The organism is Leptospira fainei serovar Hurstbridge str. BUT 6 (assembly GCF_000306235.2).
GTDB classification, from domain to species: Bacteria; Spirochaetota; Leptospiria; order Leptospirales; family Leptospiraceae; genus Leptospira_B; species Leptospira_B fainei.
On the sequence record NZ_AKWZ02000003.1, the window covers coordinates 180,946 to 196,935 of the forward strand.

Consider the following 15,990-nt stretch of genomic DNA (forward strand, 5'->3'; position numbering starts at 1 on the left):
CTGATCTTATTTTAAGCGGCTTTGGAAATCACTCGGGGGAACGATCGGTAAATGATCGGATGTCTCTTTTTTCAAGGAAGGGATATCGAATTCGAGTTTCGGATTCCTTCCGATTCTGGAGAATGGATTTACTAAAGCCGTTTCAACGACGACATCGGGAGTCGGGAGCGGATTAATTCGTCGTAAAAAATGAATAAGGAGGCGGTATGAAAATTTCCGTGGGAAACCTTCCCCAGGAATGGTCTGAAGAAGACTTAAAGAAACTTTTTTCCCAGTACGGGGAAGTTCAGCATGTCCTGATTAAAAAGGACAAACTGACAGGACGTTCTTTAGGTTACGGCTCTTTGGAATTAGAGGACGAAGCCGCTAAGAAGGCTTTGGAAGCTTTGAATAAAAAGGAAATTGCCGGAAAAGCCCTGGCCGTTGTGGATTCCGAAGAATGGAAGAAAGAGTTCGATAAAAAGAATTCGGTAAAAGGTGGGGCCGGTGGAACTAAAGTTCTAGGCAGCCAAACTAAAGGTGGATTTTCCGGATCCGGTATTCGACGGACAGGAGGTAGAGGAAAATGATAAAAAAAGGAATCAACTCACAAAAAACGATCTTACTCATCACGTTCATGGTCTGCCTTGCCGGAGCAGGCTTACTCTTTGCCCAAGCTCCCGGTTTGGTTATCAAGGATATTAAGAAAGGTACCGGTAAGGAAGCTTTCAACGGATCCAACGTAACCGTTCATTATACCGGCTGGCTTACGACTGGAAAGAAGTTCGACAGCTCCAAAGACCGGGGAAAACCCTTTAGCTTCGACCTCGGATCCGGACAAGTGATAAGAGGTTGGGACAAGGGAGTTCAAGGAATGAAGGAAGGCGGAGTAAGAAAACTTACCATTCCCCCCGAGCTCGGATACGGAAGTAAAGGCGCCGGTGCGGATATTCCGCCCAATTCAACTTTAATCTTTGAAGTAGAACTTCTGAAGGTCTACTGACATCTTTGTGTCAAACCGGCGGATGATGGTCACATGAATCCGCCGGCAGCGCTTCCTTAATTTTTATCGATTTTGTAATATTTCTTTCATAACGATCTTCGAATGTAATAGGGGAAAGTTTCCTCGAACAGGGATCGGGTAGAGTGAAAGAAAATTTTGATTTATTAGAATCTCCTTATAAACAACCCTCCGATCTATTTGACGATTTACCGATCGCGTCCTTATTAATCGATAAAACAGGATTGATCCGACTCGTAAATCATCAGTTCGAACTTCTATCGGGTTACAAAAAAAAGGAAGTTGAAAATCGTTTTCATTGGGCGGAATTCGCTCATCCGGACGATCGCGAAAGCTTAATGGAGTTGTTTTTAAGCCTTCCTAAGAAACAAAAAAGTAATTCTTCAAAAATTCGGACTAGACTAAAGACCCTCGACGGATATGTCAGCGTTTACGCTCGTGCCAACGATTTGAGAGATATCGACGGAAATGGGAAAATTCTTGTTCAACTTCAGGAACTTGACGATGAGGGACTACTCAGGGCCTACGATCATCCGGATGCCGATTGTCGATGGAAATCGATTCTTGTCGAAGGTATGGATTCGATTGCGGTTCTGGATTTAACCGGAAACATCCTATTTCTCAGTAAAACCATTACGGGATCCGCAGTGGAGACCTTTATCGGGAAAAGCGTGTATGATCTATTGATTCCTGTAGAAAGTCGACGGTTCAAAACTTTAATGAGCCACGCCGTCAAATCCCGTAAGCCGAATTCATGGGAACTTTGGAGTGATCTTACGGGGAAAAGACGACATTACTTCGTTAGAATTTCACCGGTTACTAAGCTTGGTGAAGTTCAAGCAATCGTTCTCCTCATCACGGATACGACCGAACAAAAGGAGTCGGACTCCGATCGTCTTAAAAGAATGGAATCGGAAAGACATAGACAAAAATTGGAAGCACTCGGAACGCTCGCGGCAGGCGTTGCTCACGAAATTAATAACCCGTTAACGGGTATATTAAACTACGCCGAAATCGTAAGAGATCAGTTACGAATGAACGAACCGTTGCGAAAAAATCTGGATGTCATCATCCGAGAGAGCGAAAGAATTTCGGGAATCGTAAAAAGTCTATTAGGATTTGTGCATAAAGAAGAGGGCGAAAAACTTCACGTCAAGGCGGGGGATTCGCTGTATTTCTCGGTTCAGCTTCTTTTACCTTTTATACTAAAAGACGGAATCGCGGTTGAAAACCTTTCCAGTCTCATTGATGTTCGGAATGAAATACCTTACGTATTCGCCGAGCCTCAAAGGTTAAAGCAAGTCTTCTTGAATTTAATTACCAATGCTAGAGATTCTCTCAATGAAAAATACCCGTCCGCGGATCCGCGTAAAAAACTTCGCTTTTCGCAAGTTCTTATTTTGAAAGACGGGGCCCGTTTCCTGAAGATTACTGTGGAAGATGCCGGAACGGGAATCAAGAAGGAAAATTTAACGAGAATATTCGATCCTTTCTTTACGACTAAACCGACATCGGTCGGAACCGGACTCGGTCTTTCAATTAGTTACGACATAGTCAAAGACTTAGGAGGAGAAATCGAGTTCGAAACGGAAGAAGGGGAATTCGCGTGCTTTCATGTAATCCTACCGGTGGCCGAAAAGATTTCTTGACCAACCCTAATTAAGGAAAGAACGTAAGTGTCGCGCCTATGTCTTCCGAACCCAGTAAAGATCCGACGACTGCTAAAGCGGCGTTTCGTTCCGCGTCCAGAAAGGACGTAATTCGTATTCTTGAGCGGATTACCGATGCGTTTCTCTCCTTGGATCAGGAACTCAGGATAATCTACGCGAATTTCGAAGCTGAACGACTCTTGGATGTAATCCGAGAAAATCTAGTCGGTAAGCGAATCGCCGAAATTTTACCCCAGTTTTCCGACACATTATTATTTCCTACGATTATCGACTGTAAGAGATCCGGATTACCGAAGGATTTGGAATTATTGGATGCCACCGATGGGACTTGGTACGAGGTTCGGATCTTCCCGTCCATCGAAGACCTTGCAGTTTATTTTAGGGACGTCACATCTAGAAAATCAGGCGAAGTCAAATTGAGAGAATCGGAGGAAAGGCTTTCCGAGCTCGTTCGTACTTCGTTGGAACCGATCCTTTCGCTTAACGCTGCAATGGAAATCGTCCTTATGAATCCTGCAGCGGAGGAATTATTCTCCTACAGCAGTTGGGAAGTGATGAACCGACACATCAAATTTCTGCTGCCGGAAAGACATAAAAAATGGGGTGGGCCTGTATTGAAGAGATTAGCCGAGATTCCCGAAAAAGGAGTTTTCGGTCCTTTCAGAGGCAGGCGGAAGGACGGCAGCGAGCCTCTCTTGGAAGCGGCGATTTCTCGGATGAAAACTTCCTCGGGAGAAGGTTTTACCATAATCGTGCGAAATATTACCGAAAGAATTCGAACCGGACGCAAACTCCGAAGCACGGTAGAAGAATTAAGACAGGTCGATAGGGAGCGCAATCATCTTCTTCATAACCTCGAGGCTCAGGTTCGGGCTAGATCAAAAGAACTCTCTCGATTTTATACGGCGATGAAGGAGGAATTAAATCTTGCGAAGCGGGTTCAAAATAGCCTTCTTCCTCCGATTGACGCATCGATTGTAGGAGCTTCTACGTTTGTGACCTATTTACCGGTCATGGACGTGGGAGGCGATTGGTATGACGTATTCGAAGTCCGGCCAGGCGTACTAAGAATTCTTCTAGCGGACGCTACAGGGCATGGAGTACAGGCGGCGCTTGTGACTATGACCATTAAAGGCGTGTATGAACCGATCAAATATACAGCGAATTCTCCAAAGGAATTACTTGCCGGGATCAACTTCGATTACTGTAGAAATTTCAAAAGTCTACAAATGTATTTTTCCTGCTTTATCTTGGATATCGATACCCAGAAAAATGAATTTAAATTCGCCTCGGCGGGGCACCCTGCGTTGTTTTGGAAATCCAAGGATAAAATCGAGTTGCTGGAACGTACAGGATCTCTCGTCGGTCTCAATACCGATATGGTTTTTACGGAGGAAGATCGTACGTATCAGCCGGGCGATTCTATCCTGATGATTACCGACGGAATTTTCGAAGAGTTTGATTCCCATCAGAATCCATTCGGAGAAGAACGGATCGAACTTATTTACAAGACTTCCGGTTTGGAAGGAAAATCATTGCACGATCGACTCATAAAAGACATGAAAGCTCATCTTGGAAATAAGGATCCTCAGGACGATATAACTTTGATTTCCATTACTCTTTCATAAAATGACTTGTTTGACTCGACGCCTGTGGAAGGTTATCCCTCGCCGTGATTGAAATCTTCGTGCTATCCTTCCTTCTATCAGTTTTATTCTTTTACGGTTGTTGGGAATACCGCAGCCATAGACAAATTCTAAAAAAAATTCCGATTCGCATTCATGTTAACGGAACGAGAGGAAAAAGTTCGGTGACTCGATTGATCGCCGCCGGATTGAGGGAGGCGGGCATCAGAACCGTAGCAAAAACGACAGGAACACTCCCGAAAGTCGTATTTCCGGACGGCAGCGAGAAGTCGGTATATCGCGTCGGCAGAGCTAATATACTAGAACAGCTTAAGATACTGAAACTTGCGGCTGAACAATCCGCCGAGGCCGTCGTTTTGGAATGTATGGCGTTACTTCCGCAGAATCAATGGGTCTCGGAGAATAAGCTCGTTCGGGCAACACATACGGTTATCACGAATATCGGAGAGGACCATTTGGAAATCATGGGACCCGAAAAGGAAGACGTTGCTCTCGCGTTAGGCGCAACCATTCCGCCCAATCAGAAACTATTCACGTCGGAAGGGGAATTTTTGCCCATAATAGAAAATATATGCTTGGATCGGGATACAGAATTAATCACCTCCGTTCCAAATGAAATCGAATCGGTTACGGAGGAGGACTTGCGCGGATTCTCCTATTACGAGCATCGGGAAAACGTGAATTTAGCTCTCCGAGTATGCGATTCCATAGGAGTAGACCGACAAATAGCGCTTAATGGTATGCAGAAAGCGATTCCCGATCTAGGCGCAACGGCCGCTTACAGGATGGATTTTTTCGGCAGGTCGATCTATTTTGTAAACGGTTTTGCCGCAAATGATCCCGCTTCTACCAGGCGAGTCTGGAGGATGGCAAGTTCCGCTTTTCCGGAAGTTCAAAGTAAGATTGCAATCGTGAATTGCAGGCCCGATCGTCCGGATCGATCTTTGCAGCTCGGAAACGAAGTCGGCTCATGGCGGGAAAATTCACCCGAAGCTTATCTCATTGTCGGAACAGGGACTCATATTTTTGCAAAGGGCGCTCTTGATACAGGAGTTCCCGCTTCAAAATTGCATTTTGCGGAAGACATGTCCGATATCGAAATTTTTGAAATGGCCTTAGCGCTGGGTAGCAAAACGACATTATTCGTAGGTATCGGAAATATCGGAGGGTTGGGACTTTCTTTGGTTCGGACTTTTAAAAACCGCAGCGAACCGATAGGATTGAGATAATGGATTTATTAACATTAGCAATCGGGATCGGCTTGTTTGTCAGCCTCGCGTTCGCCGAGTTCTTCGGAATTGCTGCAGGCGGATTAGTAGTCCCGGGTTATATCGCTCTACAATTGCATCATCCTTTGGATATTCTCATAACGATCGGATTAGGCGCATTAACGTTCGGGATCGGTAAACTCGTTTCCGGAGTTACGATTCTTTATGGAAAACGTAAAACCGCGTTTTTGCTTCTTACGGGGTTTGTTTTAGGCGCATTGTTCCAGGAGTTTCTTCGCCGTAATCATTTTGCCGGAGTTTCGATTACTCCCTTGCATTTTACCGATGAAGCAAAGGTGGTAGGGCATATTATCCCGGGACTAATCGCACTTTGGATGGATCGGCAAGGAGTCTGGGAAACTATCTCCGTACTTCTGACCGGTGCGGTAATCGTACGATTGATACTGATTTTAATTCTGGGTGGAGAATTTCAACCGTGAAGAAAATCTATTGGCGACCCACTTCCGCTTCATTGAAAACTTATCTATTAATCGCAGGAATCTCGGTCTTCGGATTATTTTTAGTGGAAACATTTAAGATCCAGCAAAGACAACCGTACTACGCACAGAAAATGGAGGCGTCTAGAACGGCGGATGAAGCGTTTACTCTGATTCGCAATATGAGAATCGAAAAGGGGAGAATTCTAGATCCTGAATTCGATCCGGCTCGTTCGGGTTTGATCGGATCTTTTTTGACGCCCGTTACGAGTAATACTGGAATCATTACCGCTAAACAAACTTCGGTGAATCCGAATTTTGCGGGATTGCTGGTGGATCTCTTAAAAAAGGCTGGCGTAGAAGACGGAGGAACGGTTGCGGTCGGTCTATCCGGCTCCTTTCCCGCGCTGAATGTTTGCGTCTATGCCGCTGCAAAGTCCTTGAATTTAAAGCTTGTTTCGATTTCCAGCTTGTCCTCCTCGCAATGGGGAGCAAACGATCCGGAATTTCTTTGGCCGGATATGGAACAGGAATTGTTCAAGGAAAAAGTCTTTCCATATCGCTCTATAGCGTTGAGCTACGGAGGGCTGGAAGATCGAGCCCTGGGAATTTCGCCTGAAGGTAAACGTCTATTGGACGAATCGGTTAGGCGTAATTCTCTCCCCCTCCTAAGCGGAGATTCTTTTACCACTAGTCTTGACGAGAGAATGCGTCGATTTAAGAACGGGGCAAAGGGAGAGTCGTTTCAGGCTTATATCAACGTAGGCGGCGGAACGATCTCGGTTGGAACGAAAGCAGGTAAGCTGAGTTTTAAGCCGGGGCTCAACAAAACGCTCCCTCCGGGCGCTGCTAAAATCGATTCGGTAATGACTCGATTCCTAATAGAGGATGTGCCTGTCATTCATTTGACCGAGATCGAAGAACTTGCCAAAAAATACGGATTTCCGTTGCGTCCCAAAACCAGGCCTGTAGTAGGAGAAGGAGAGATTTTCTCCAAAGAGGAATACAATCGGTGGTTTGCGGGGATCGTTCTCGCGGCGATACTTGCCCTAACGTATTTTCTGTTTCAGACAAAGGGAAGAATCATCGCCGACATCGATTCAGGATTGCCGTTTTAACGGATTAAGAAATCGTAAATTTCTTTGTCCCTTAATTTATCCTCGAGCAGAACTACTTCGTAATGATTTTTATCCGGAACTTCCAGTAACCTAAAATCCCGCATTTCTCTCCTCATTTTTTCAACTGCGCTGTCCGGAAGCAATTCGTCTCCGGGTTTGAAATTCGGCTTTCCGGCCCGAACAACCAATACCGGACAAGTCAACGCCGAATAGGGGAGTATATTATTTTCTTTTAATATTCTGAGGCTTGAAATCGGGTTTTTCAAAAATCTACGAAAAATCCCGATCGGGTGTATGGAACCGCCCATACTTTGCAGTTCGGATTCCGCCACTCTAGGAGGAAGAGAACATTGCACGGGACCGAACGGTCCCGATTCCTCTCTTGGACCAAGATATTTGGAAAGCGTTCCGATCGGTTCGAGTTCGTATTGCAGGAAATTTCGAATATCCTCGTTCCAAGCCGAGAGAATAGGCGATTTTTTCGCTTCGGCAAGATATATTTCTTTGCTAGGAACCACCCTGCCGAGGCGGGCCAAAGAGGAACGGATCATTAAAAGATTAGAAAACTTTCGTCGCGGCGATAATGCGCCGCCTCCGTCGACTAATATGACCTTTTCCAAGAGCTGAGGCGAGAGCTCCGCCAGTCGTAATGCGACCCAGCAACCCAACGAGTGGGACAATACTGCAATGCGTTTGTATCCCAATACCTGGGCAAGATCTTTCAAGTCCCGGGCGTGTATCCTTGCCGAATATTCTCCTTCGGGTTTATCCGAATGACCTCTTCCGCGCAAATCGTAAGTGATGACAGTAATTCCTTTCTTGGAAAGGGTGTGCGCGATCGGTTCAAAATTTCGTAAATTACCGGTAAGACCGTGAATACAGAAGAGAGGAATCTTATGTTTTCCCGGAAACTTATCATAAGCTAAACGGATTCCGGAAGGAAGTAGGGCGAACTTGGGTTCCCTATGTGACTGTGACATTTGTAATAATTATGAAATATCCGCACCAAGTCGACGTAGAATATTTCCTAGATTCTTTTCCATCTCTCCTCGAAAGGCCTGATGAAGTAAAGCGATCTTTTCTTTACGTTTAATCGCGGAAAAACCGTCGTGCGTTCTTTCTAACTTGTACCAAATCCGAGATTCCCCCAATCCCGAAAAGCGGATACAAAAATCGTCGCCTTCCAGATCGAAGCTAGTTAGAGCGCGTAACTCTCCCGCAGAGACTGCTTTCCTCAGTTTTCTGAGAAAAGTTTCAGGGTCGTGTTCTTTGACTCGAATTTCTTTCATATGATTAAGCTACGAAAAGCATATAAAGCCCCTGGAAAAGACCTACGATTGCGCCTAACACGGAACCGATCAGAATCAATACGTATTCGTCTTCCTGGAATGCCGAGCGGAGAATAGGTTCGAACTCTTCAGGAGGGAGATCTTTCATTCTCTTGAACATATTATTCTCGATACTCATAGCCCGTCCCATATAACTTTCCAATTTGCTGGAACTATTCGCGAGAGTATCACTCACGTTACGGATCACTTCTTTCTTCGTGGTTTCAAAATCGGAGTCTTCTCCTTTACCGTTCTCCGAATCCAAATTTCCGTTTAAATGCAAATTGTTTGCTGCGGTTACCGTTTCCTCTTGGATAGTTTCTACTAAAGTTCTTGCAGCCCGCTTGTAGAGAATTTCCTCCAGAACGTTTCTCGCAGTCAATACCTGCGTTGCGAACACGTTCGAATACTTTCGAGATACTTCTTCCTGCCGAGCTAGGAATAGACCTCGGTATTTAATCGGACCGAATCGTTTCTCGTACAAAGGCCGAAAAATCATGGTCAATGCAACCCAGTTCGTAATATATCCTACAATAACCCCTTGGATCGGGAGAGTCCACCAAACGGGGAAGAATTCCCAAAGAACGGCCTGAAGGATTCCTAAGGCTCCACCCAGATACCAACCGCATCTTTCGATGAACGTAAATTCTTTCGAACCTACTTCTTCAAAGATATCCACGATCCTTTTTACATTCGGACCGGTGAGCTTTCGAAGAACCAGGGAACGGAAATTAAAAACGGAGGAGACGTTTTCCTTAACCTGGACCATAATATTCCGAACCGTATGTGCGCATTTTTCCTGAACGGCCCTTATGATTTCCTCTTCGTGTCCGTTCTCCAAATGCTTACGCATATCGGGATTGATATGATGTATGATTTCCTTTGTCGCAGAAGGAACCAATCCGTCCAGAACGGGTTGAAATTCCTTTTCCAGTTGTTCGGGATCGACTTTGGAAAAAAAATCCTCTACTTTGATCAATCTTTCCGTCATAATATTCACGGATTTTAATGCCAGCTTTTGGGATTTCTTCGGAACGATTCCTTGCCACCCTAGATATGGCGGGATTCCGACGAATTCTAACGGATAAAAGGTCATCTTCAGTGCGACTACGTTGGTAAACCAACCCACGAATCCGTAGGTGAATGGCATCATGATAATACCGATTAGCTCTTTATTTTGACTGAAGAAGGTTAAGTCCATGTTTTCAATTCCTGTAGCGTCCGCTATAATCGTGGACACTTTTGCAAAGTCCCGTTCGAGGGAAACGGCTGCAAGTCCTTTTTCGGAAATTCCCCGAAGTAAAATCGTTTCTAAAAAAGGCTACCTGCGAAAATCCTTTCTCTTAGGAATAAGTTGTCTTTCTATAATTCCCCAAGATTTGTCCGTGTTCTTTCTCTCATGAATCAATGGATTATTCTACACACTCCCGAAGGCGCAATTCTTGCGATGAATCTGCCTGAAGACAGATGGAAAGGAAAAAAGATCGGAGATTTATTAAACGACACTCAAGCCGTTCAGGGCCAATCCGGAATGGCCACTTTAAGTTGGAAACCCGAGTTTGTTTCAGTTTCTTCCACTGGATCGGATGTGCTCGCAAATTGGAAAAGAATACAGGATCAATATTGGCTGGAGCTTACTCCGGACGATTCGGGAGCAGCTGCGGAAAATTTCCTAAAGGATTTGTTTTCCAACGATTTTCCGTTTCGTCAAGTGTTCGAAACGAACCAAGCCATCAAATGGATCTTGGATCCTGATACGGGCGCCATCGTTTATGCGAACGAAGCCGCGAGTCTTTTCTACGGGTATTCCAGAGAAGAGCTCTTGAATCTGAAGATTACCGATATTAATATTCTATCCGAGGAGTTGGTTTACGAGGCGGTGCATAGCGCCGCATTGGAATCCCGCCACTATTCCTTATTCAAGCATCGATTGAAAAATGGCGAGATCCGTGAAATGGAGGTGTATACCGGCCCGATCCGATTGAACGACAAAGTATTGGTCTTTTCGATTCTTCATGATGTCACCGACCGAGTAGAGGCGGTGACAAAACTGGAGGAGAACGAGAAGAAATATCGATCCATCGTCGAGAATGCGTCCGACGCGATCGTAATCACCGACAGAGACGCTAAATTACTGGAAGTAAACCGTCGTTTTGAAGAGCTGCTGAATTATTCGAAGGAAGAGCTTCTTTCCTTCACGTTAGAGACGGTGTTGGATTCGGAGAGTTGGCAGGAAACGTTGAAGGAGATGCCTAATTTGATCGTAGGCAAGCCGGTCACATTACAAAGAAAGTTCAAATCCAAACAGGGAAGTCTTATTGATTGCGAAATCAATGCCGTCTTATTGGATTCGGACAAAGCCATGGGAATCGTTCGAGACGTTACGGAACGAAATCGGATCACGAAGGAGTTGGAAAAATCACTGGGAGAAAAACAGGTCTTGCTCCAAGAAATTCACCACCGTGTGAAAAACAATCTGCAAGTCATTGCAAGTCTACTCGGTCTACAGTATGAAAATTACGAGGATCCGACATTAAGGAGCGCATTGTTGGAAAGTGAAAGCCGAGTCAAGTCTATGGCGCTGGTGCACTCCGAACTATACCGATCCGATAATTTTACGGACGTCGATTTAAATAATTACTTCAGCTCCTTATCCTTTACTTTAATTCGGATGTACGAGGCGTCGCAGAGAATCGCATTCGATCTGGAGATTCTACCTTCGAAGGTAACGGTTGAAAAGGCGATACCGTTAGGTTTGATCCTAAATGAGCTTTTAACAAATTCCGTTAAATATGGATTTCCCGGAGATCGCACCGGAAAAATCAGGATTCGACTCGAATCGGATGAACGCGGATTAGTGTTAAAGTACGATGATAACGGAGTTTGCTACGATCGGAGCTTCCCGGAAAAATCGGGTTCGATCGGTCTGCAATTAATCGATATCTTGACTAGACAATTGCGCGCAAAGTCGGACTTTAAAACCGACAACGGGATTGAGTTCACGCTCCGAATCCCTGAATGAAACTCCTACCGCTAATGCTCCCGAAAAAAGACTTTTAGACGTATTTTCCGACGTTTCCATCCGGTTCGAAACATCAACGCTCCGTTGCGATAAAATTCGGATGACTGAATTCTCGGTAGTCGACGAGGAAAGTAGCTTGAAGGTTTTTTTCCGGGAGCTAGACTCGGTTTTTCATAAGGAAATTCTATGCAACATTCAATTGAAGAAATTCTGCAAGGCATTTATCTTTTTTCCAGTTTCTCCAAAGATGATCTTTCAAAGCTTGCGGAAAAAACAAAATACAAGGTCTTAGAGCAAGGTGAATCGGTTTACCAAGAGGGAAACGAAGCAAAGGCCTTTTACGTCGTTATGTACGGAACTCTTAAAATTCTGACTTCAACCGAAAAAGGAACCGATGTAAATGTGACAACGATTGCAACGGGAGATCATTTCGGGGAATTTCCATTTTTAGATCAGGGGAAACGCGCTGGAACGGTAGAAGCGATGGAACGCTGCGAATTGTTGGAAATTCCTTTTGAACATTTGCAAAAAACTTTGGACGAAGATAAGGAATTAGCGCTAAAATTCTATAAGAGCATTACGACTTACCTTGTAAAAAGGATGAGATTACTCACCCACGATCTCGCATACGCGAGAGAACTTAAAAAACGTTATTCTTAAAATTTATCCTAGAGAAACTTCAATGAAAACCGCTTTGACTCGTATCGTTCTTCTATTCTTGCTATTTAGCTTAGCCTTTGTTTCCTGCTCGGGAACGCTTGTCCAATTAGGATTCGGATATGAGCGTTGGAAATCCAACCTCGAGAAGAAGGAGTTAAAACAAACTCCTTGGAATTGGGTTTACTTGGAAGGCGGTAAGGGCAAAGAAAAGATTTTATTGGTTCACGGCTTCGGTGCGGATAAGGATAGTTGGACTCGGTTTGCCGCAGGGTTGACGAAGCAATACGACGTTATCGCAGTGGATTTGCCCGGCTTCGGAGAGAACGAAAGACTGCCGGATCAAGGGTATTCGATCGTTCAACAAGCCGAACGATTGGATCAATTTACGAAAGCTATCGGATGGGATAAATTTCATATCGTTGGAAATTCCATGGGAGGATGTATATCAGGAGTATTTGCCGCCAAATACCCGGAGAAAATCCTTTCTCTCGGCCTATTCGCTCCTAGCGGGATCGATAGTCCGGAAAAAAGCGAGCTCTCTAAAAATATGGAGAAGGGAAAAAATAATCTAATTGTCAGCAATGCCGACGAGTTCGAAGAATTAATGAAGTTCCTATTCGTGACTCCTCCCAAGGTGCCTTCGATTCTAAAAGGGTATTTCGCCGAAAGAGCGATTAAAAACGCCGAGTTTAATAAAATCGTATTTAAAGATATTCGCAAGGGATTTCCGCTTCAGGAAAATATGAAATCGATAAAATCGAAGACATTGATCCTTTGGGGGGATACTGATCGCGTTCTCAGCGTATCAGGAGCGGGCGTTTTGGAAAAGGGGATTGCACATTCCGAGAAGGTGATTTTAAAAAACGTGGGGCATGTCCCGATGATGGAAAAGCCGGTTGAAGTCGCTAATATCTATTTGGATTTTCTTAAGAGATAGTCATTTATCGAATCGCGAATATCTTCCAATTTATACGGCTTCGAAATGAAGGAATCCATTCCCGATTCCAAATACTCCTCGAATTCATCGGCTAAGGACATGGCCGTTAGGGCGACGATCCAAGGGGGTTCGGGTGATTCCTTGAATTCCATGCGTAATCTGCGGGCGGTTTCGAATCCGCCCAAATCAGGCATAATAAGGTCGAGATAAATGATATCGTATTTCTTTTGGCGAATTGCGGTTAATACTTCCAGCCCGTTACTTACGATTTCGACTTCGTACCCGGATTTCTGAAACATCCTTTTCGCAATGACCTGGTTGATATGATCGTCTTCTGCAATGAGAATCCGAAGCGTTCGAGTAGTCGTTGAAGTATCCGTTTCTTGAGTTGGGCTCATACTTTGTTTAGTGCAATACCTGCTTTTGCCTCCCCGTAGATCTCATTTTCAGTTTGGAATAGAACACATTCTTTCTATTATGGGACGCAGTTACCGACTTCTTTACCGAAATTAAGTAATGTCTAAACTATGGAATATTATACCGCAAATTGCGCATATTGGCTAAGCGTTACAAAAATCAATCGAGGAAATAGTGGCTGATTTAGTAATCTGTCCAGAATGGAAGGGCGAAAGCTTCGACGCGCTCTTAGGATTATAATGACGTTTGCTTGGCTTCGAAATTGGTCTACAAAACGTTTGTTTGGAAAAGAATCCTACGAAGAGGTACGCTCATTTTTGCCGGAGGTCACGTACGATTTTATTTATCGCTTAGACGTATCGGAGGATTATCAATTTCAAGTCGGTTGGGCGAATGAAAGTTTCTGGCGATTCTTCGGGAAGAAGCCGTTTAATAAAAAAAATAGACTTCCTATCGATCGATTATTGAACGTTCATCCCGAAGATAAGGGATTGGTTTCGGAGAAAGTCAAAACACTCCTGACCGGAAAACCTTCAGTTCAAGAATACAGAATTTTGAACGAGAACGGCGAGGTACTTTGGATTCGCGATCACGGAAAACCCGTCCTAAATCCCGATACGCATCGGGTGATTCAAATTTACGGATCCATTCAGGATATCACCTTACGAAAGAAGAACGAAATCATACTTCGGGACCAATTGGATTACATCCAAATTCTACTGGATAGTACCGACGAATGGGTCATCCAATTAAATCAAGCCGGCATCATTCAATATGTGAACTCCTCCGGTAGGCAGGAGGTTAAAAATCAATTCGGAATATCCCTCTATAAGGGAATTAATATTTCGTCCCTGCTTTCTCCCGAACACCGGGAAATATTCAATTCGCAGCTCGAGAAAGCCTTTGCGGGAGAGAAAGGAAAATGGCATTTTAGTCGACTGTTCCCTACTGAAATGAACTCCGAGTTGGAAGTTTCGTTCGCGCCGCTAAAGAAGGAAGGTTCGATAAAAGAAGCAGTCATTTTCCTAAAAGACGTAACTTTACGAACAGTCTGGGAAACGGCGTTATTAGCGAGCGAAGAAAAATATCGGAAATTGGTGGAAGTGTGTCCCGACGGAATCGGACTTCATTCCGAAGGAAAATTACTTTATCTGAATGAAGCCGGCTTAAGAATATTAGGATATTCTTCCTTGGAGGAAATCGAAGGCAGATCGGTTTTTGATTTTGTTCATCCGGATTCGCAGAAGGTAGTTTCGGATAGAATGCTACGCGCTCTTAAATTTGAAATGCCGTTGCCTCCGATAGAGGAGAAATTTCTCACAAAAGACGGAGGCGAGGTTCAAGTCGAAGTGACCGGGAGCGCATTCCAACAAAGGGGCGGTAAGTTCATGCAGGTCATCTTTCGGGATATTTCCGAAAGAAAAAAGTCTCAGCAAGAACTGCACGATTTACGCAAAAAAATCATGTTAGCGAACGATAGACTTCGGGCGATTATCGAAGGAGTCAAAGACTCCATTTGCGCCGTCGACATGGATATGCGGGTGATGGCCTGTAATAGTTCGTTCGAGCTTTTGGTCTGGAAGTTATACGGAAAGAGAATCAGCGAAGGAGATCGTATTCCTGAAATTTTTTTGACCGATCCTGAGGAACGAAACACGATCATAGAAAATTGGAGCCGAGCTTTGCGAGGAGAGGTTTTTCGGGTCGAAAGAAGAATTTCGGGTCTCGTTAACGAAAATACCGTACTTGAAATAAACTATAGTTCTATCAGGGATTTCAGTCATAATTTGATAGGAGCCGCGCAGGTTATCAGGGACGTAACCGAGCGATACCAATACGAAGAAACTTTGCGGATCTCACTTACCGATAAAGAGGTGATGCTGAAGGAAATCCATCATAGGGTTAAAAATAATCTGCAAGTCGTTTCTAGTCTATTAAGTCTTCAGACAGAATTTACCGACGATCCAAAACTAGTTTCGATCATCAAGGAGTGCGAACGACGTATTCAGTCAATGGCGCTCATACACAAAGAGCTATACCAAAACGAATCCATTGCGGATGCTGATTTTCAAGAGTACCTAAATAATCTTTTAGTCGCGCTCGTTCAATCGTTCGGGGCGAGTCGTAAAGTCAATTATACCGTGGAATCGGACGAGTTGAAATTGAATTTAGATTTTGCAATTCCATTAGCTCTGGTGCTGAACGAACTTGTTTCAAATAGTCTGAAATACGCTTTCCCAGGAGAAAGAACCGGAAATATCAATATAGGAATTACCCGAAATGAAAGGACTTTAATTATCGAAGTCCGAGATGACGGAATCGGTTTGCCCACCGGGTTCAATATCAAAGAATCGGAAAGTCTCGGTCTCCAATTGGTAGGAATGTTGCTCGGGAAACTGAAGGCGGATTGGAATTTGGTCCCGTCCGAGACCGGCGTGCATTATCGAATAGGGTTCTCCAATCTTACGTAAGTCGGGAAAAAGGTTG

Annotated in this window: 15 protein-coding genes; 11 read left to right on the forward strand and 4 right to left on the reverse strand. The window is 44.4% G+C overall.

The genetic code is table 11. The features are described 5' to 3' along the window. Window positions 1-206 precede the first annotated feature (206 nt). The 7 genes from LEP1GSC058_RS04950 (at window position 207) to pgsW (ending at window position 7,139) form a co-directional block, all read left to right on the forward strand. Window positions 207-569, forward strand: a complete 363-nt coding sequence (locus LEP1GSC058_RS04950; protein WP_010570024.1) for an RNA recognition motif domain-containing protein — start codon at window positions 207-209, stop codon at window positions 567-569. A gap of 47 nt (window positions 570-616) precedes the next feature. Next, on the forward strand, window positions 617-982 hold the full coding sequence (locus LEP1GSC058_RS04955; protein WP_039948087.1) for an FKBP-type peptidyl-prolyl cis-trans isomerase: 366 nt from the start codon (window positions 617-619) through the stop codon (window positions 980-982). Between the two features lie 143 nt (window positions 983-1,125). After that, the gene (locus LEP1GSC058_RS04960) at window positions 1,126-2,649 is read left to right on the forward strand and encodes a PAS domain-containing sensor histidine kinase (RefSeq protein ID WP_016548328.1); all 1,524 of its coding nucleotides are present in this window, start codon (window positions 1,126-1,128) and stop codon (window positions 2,647-2,649) included. Between the two features lie 38 nt (window positions 2,650-2,687). Next, window positions 2,688-4,298 (forward strand): SpoIIE family protein phosphatase, encoded by a 1,611-nt coding sequence (locus LEP1GSC058_RS04965; protein WP_016548302.1) that lies wholly within the window; start codon window positions 2,688-2,690, stop codon window positions 4,296-4,298. Between the two features lie 44 nt (window positions 4,299-4,342). Next, on the forward strand, window positions 4,343-5,545 hold the full coding sequence (gene pgsB / locus LEP1GSC058_RS04970) for a poly-gamma-glutamate synthase PgsB (RefSeq protein WP_016548659.1): 1,203 nt from the start codon (window positions 4,343-4,345) through the stop codon (window positions 5,543-5,545). Further along, window positions 5,545-6,024, forward strand: a complete 480-nt coding sequence (gene pgsC, locus LEP1GSC058_RS04975) for a poly-gamma-glutamate biosynthesis protein PgsC (RefSeq protein ID WP_016548558.1) — start codon at window positions 5,545-5,547, stop codon at window positions 6,022-6,024. Before pgsB ends, pgsC begins: the two co-directional genes overlap by 1 nt. Continuing rightward, window positions 6,021-7,139: a poly-gamma-glutamate system protein gene (gene pgsW / locus LEP1GSC058_RS04980; RefSeq protein WP_016548674.1), complete on the forward strand. Its 1,119-nt coding sequence runs from the start codon at window positions 6,021-6,023 to the stop codon at window positions 7,137-7,139. The genes pgsC and pgsW overlap by 4 nt, the downstream gene beginning before the upstream one ends. Here pgsW and LEP1GSC058_RS04985 read toward each other — a convergent pair. The 3 genes from LEP1GSC058_RS04985 to LEP1GSC058_RS04995 are packed head-to-tail and all read right to left on the reverse strand — an operon-like array spanning window position 7,136 to window position 9,668. After that, the gene (locus LEP1GSC058_RS04985; protein ID WP_016548495.1) at window positions 7,136-8,119 is read right to left on the reverse strand and encodes an alpha/beta fold hydrolase; all 984 of its coding nucleotides are present in this window, start codon (window positions 8,117-8,119) and stop codon (window positions 7,136-7,138) included. The two genes, pgsW and LEP1GSC058_RS04985, sit on opposite strands and share 4 nt — an antisense overlap. A 9-nt stretch (window positions 8,120-8,128) precedes the next feature. After that, window positions 8,129-8,428, reverse strand: a complete 300-nt coding sequence (locus LEP1GSC058_RS04990) for a hypothetical protein (RefSeq protein ID WP_016548544.1) — start codon at window positions 8,426-8,428, stop codon at window positions 8,129-8,131. Between the two features lie 4 nt (window positions 8,429-8,432). Further along, window positions 8,433-9,668, reverse strand: a complete 1,236-nt coding sequence (locus LEP1GSC058_RS04995) for a DUF445 domain-containing protein (protein ID WP_016548475.1) — start codon at window positions 9,666-9,668, stop codon at window positions 8,433-8,435. 198 nt (window positions 9,669-9,866) lie between these two features. Between LEP1GSC058_RS04995 and LEP1GSC058_RS05005 the strand changes: the two genes are divergently transcribed. The 3 genes from LEP1GSC058_RS05005 to LEP1GSC058_RS05015 all read left to right on the forward strand — a co-directional run bounded on the left by LEP1GSC058_RS05005 (window position 9,867) and on the right by LEP1GSC058_RS05015 (window position 13,086). Further along, a complete protein-coding gene (locus tag LEP1GSC058_RS05005) occupies window positions 9,867-11,489 on the forward strand; it encodes a sensor histidine kinase (protein WP_039948032.1) in 1,623 nt (540 codons plus the stop codon). Window positions 11,490-11,675: 186 nt separating this feature from the next. Further along, window positions 11,676-12,149 carry a cyclic nucleotide-binding domain-containing protein gene (locus LEP1GSC058_RS05010; RefSeq protein ID WP_016548516.1) on the forward strand — a complete coding sequence of 158 codons (474 nt, stop codon included), beginning with the start codon at window positions 11,676-11,678 and terminating at the stop codon, window positions 12,147-12,149. 22 nt (window positions 12,150-12,171) lie between these two features. Beyond that, on the forward strand, window positions 12,172-13,086 hold the full coding sequence (locus LEP1GSC058_RS05015; protein ID WP_016548689.1) for an alpha/beta fold hydrolase: 915 nt from the start codon (window positions 12,172-12,174) through the stop codon (window positions 13,084-13,086). Here the strand turns inward: LEP1GSC058_RS05015 and LEP1GSC058_RS05020 are convergent. Beyond that, complete coding sequence (locus tag LEP1GSC058_RS05020) at window positions 13,062-13,484, reverse strand: response regulator (protein WP_039948033.1); 423 nt, start codon at window positions 13,482-13,484, stop codon at window positions 13,062-13,064. The genes LEP1GSC058_RS05015 and LEP1GSC058_RS05020 overlap by 25 nt on opposite strands. Before the next feature lie 219 nt (window positions 13,485-13,703). Here LEP1GSC058_RS05020 and LEP1GSC058_RS05025 point away from each other — a divergent pair, with 219 nt between their 5' ends. Beyond that, window positions 13,704-15,974, forward strand: a complete 2,271-nt coding sequence (locus LEP1GSC058_RS05025) for a PAS domain S-box protein (protein ID WP_232224623.1) — start codon at window positions 13,704-13,706, stop codon at window positions 15,972-15,974. The last annotated feature ends 16 nt before the right edge of the window (window positions 15,975-15,990 follow it).

Coding starts and splice junctions, on each gene's coding strand:
- LEP1GSC058_RS05015 (WP_016548689.1), top strand. CDS start 12,172: ATGAAAACCGCTTTGACTCGTATCGTTCTTCTATTCTTGCTATTTAGC.
- pgsC (WP_016548558.1), top strand. CDS start 5,545: ATGGATTTATTAACATTAGCAATCGGGATCGGCTTGTTTGTCAGCCTC.
- LEP1GSC058_RS05020 (WP_039948033.1), bottom strand. CDS start 13,484: ATGAGCCCAACTCAAGAAACGGATACTTCAACGACTACTCGAACGCTT.
- LEP1GSC058_RS05005 (WP_039948032.1), top strand. CDS start 9,867: ATGAATCAATGGATTATTCTACACACTCCCGAAGGCGCAATTCTTGCG.
- LEP1GSC058_RS05025 (WP_232224623.1), top strand. CDS start 13,704: ATGGAAGGGCGAAAGCTTCGACGCGCTCTTAGGATTATAATGACGTTT.
- LEP1GSC058_RS04965 (WP_016548302.1), top strand. CDS start 2,688: ATGTCTTCCGAACCCAGTAAAGATCCGACGACTGCTAAAGCGGCGTTT.
- LEP1GSC058_RS04950 (WP_010570024.1), top strand. CDS start 207: ATGAAAATTTCCGTGGGAAACCTTCCCCAGGAATGGTCTGAAGAAGAC.
- LEP1GSC058_RS05010 (WP_016548516.1), top strand. CDS start 11,676: ATGCAACATTCAATTGAAGAAATTCTGCAAGGCATTTATCTTTTTTCC.
- LEP1GSC058_RS04990 (WP_016548544.1), bottom strand. CDS start 8,428: ATGAAAGAAATTCGAGTCAAAGAACACGACCCTGAAACTTTTCTCAGA.
- LEP1GSC058_RS04995 (WP_016548475.1), bottom strand. CDS start 9,668: ATGGACTTAACCTTCTTCAGTCAAAATAAAGAGCTAATCGGTATTATC.
- LEP1GSC058_RS04985 (WP_016548495.1), bottom strand. CDS start 8,119: ATGTCACAGTCACATAGGGAACCCAAGTTCGCCCTACTTCCTTCCGGA.
- LEP1GSC058_RS04955 (WP_039948087.1), top strand. CDS start 617: ATGGTCTGCCTTGCCGGAGCAGGCTTACTCTTTGCCCAAGCTCCCGGT.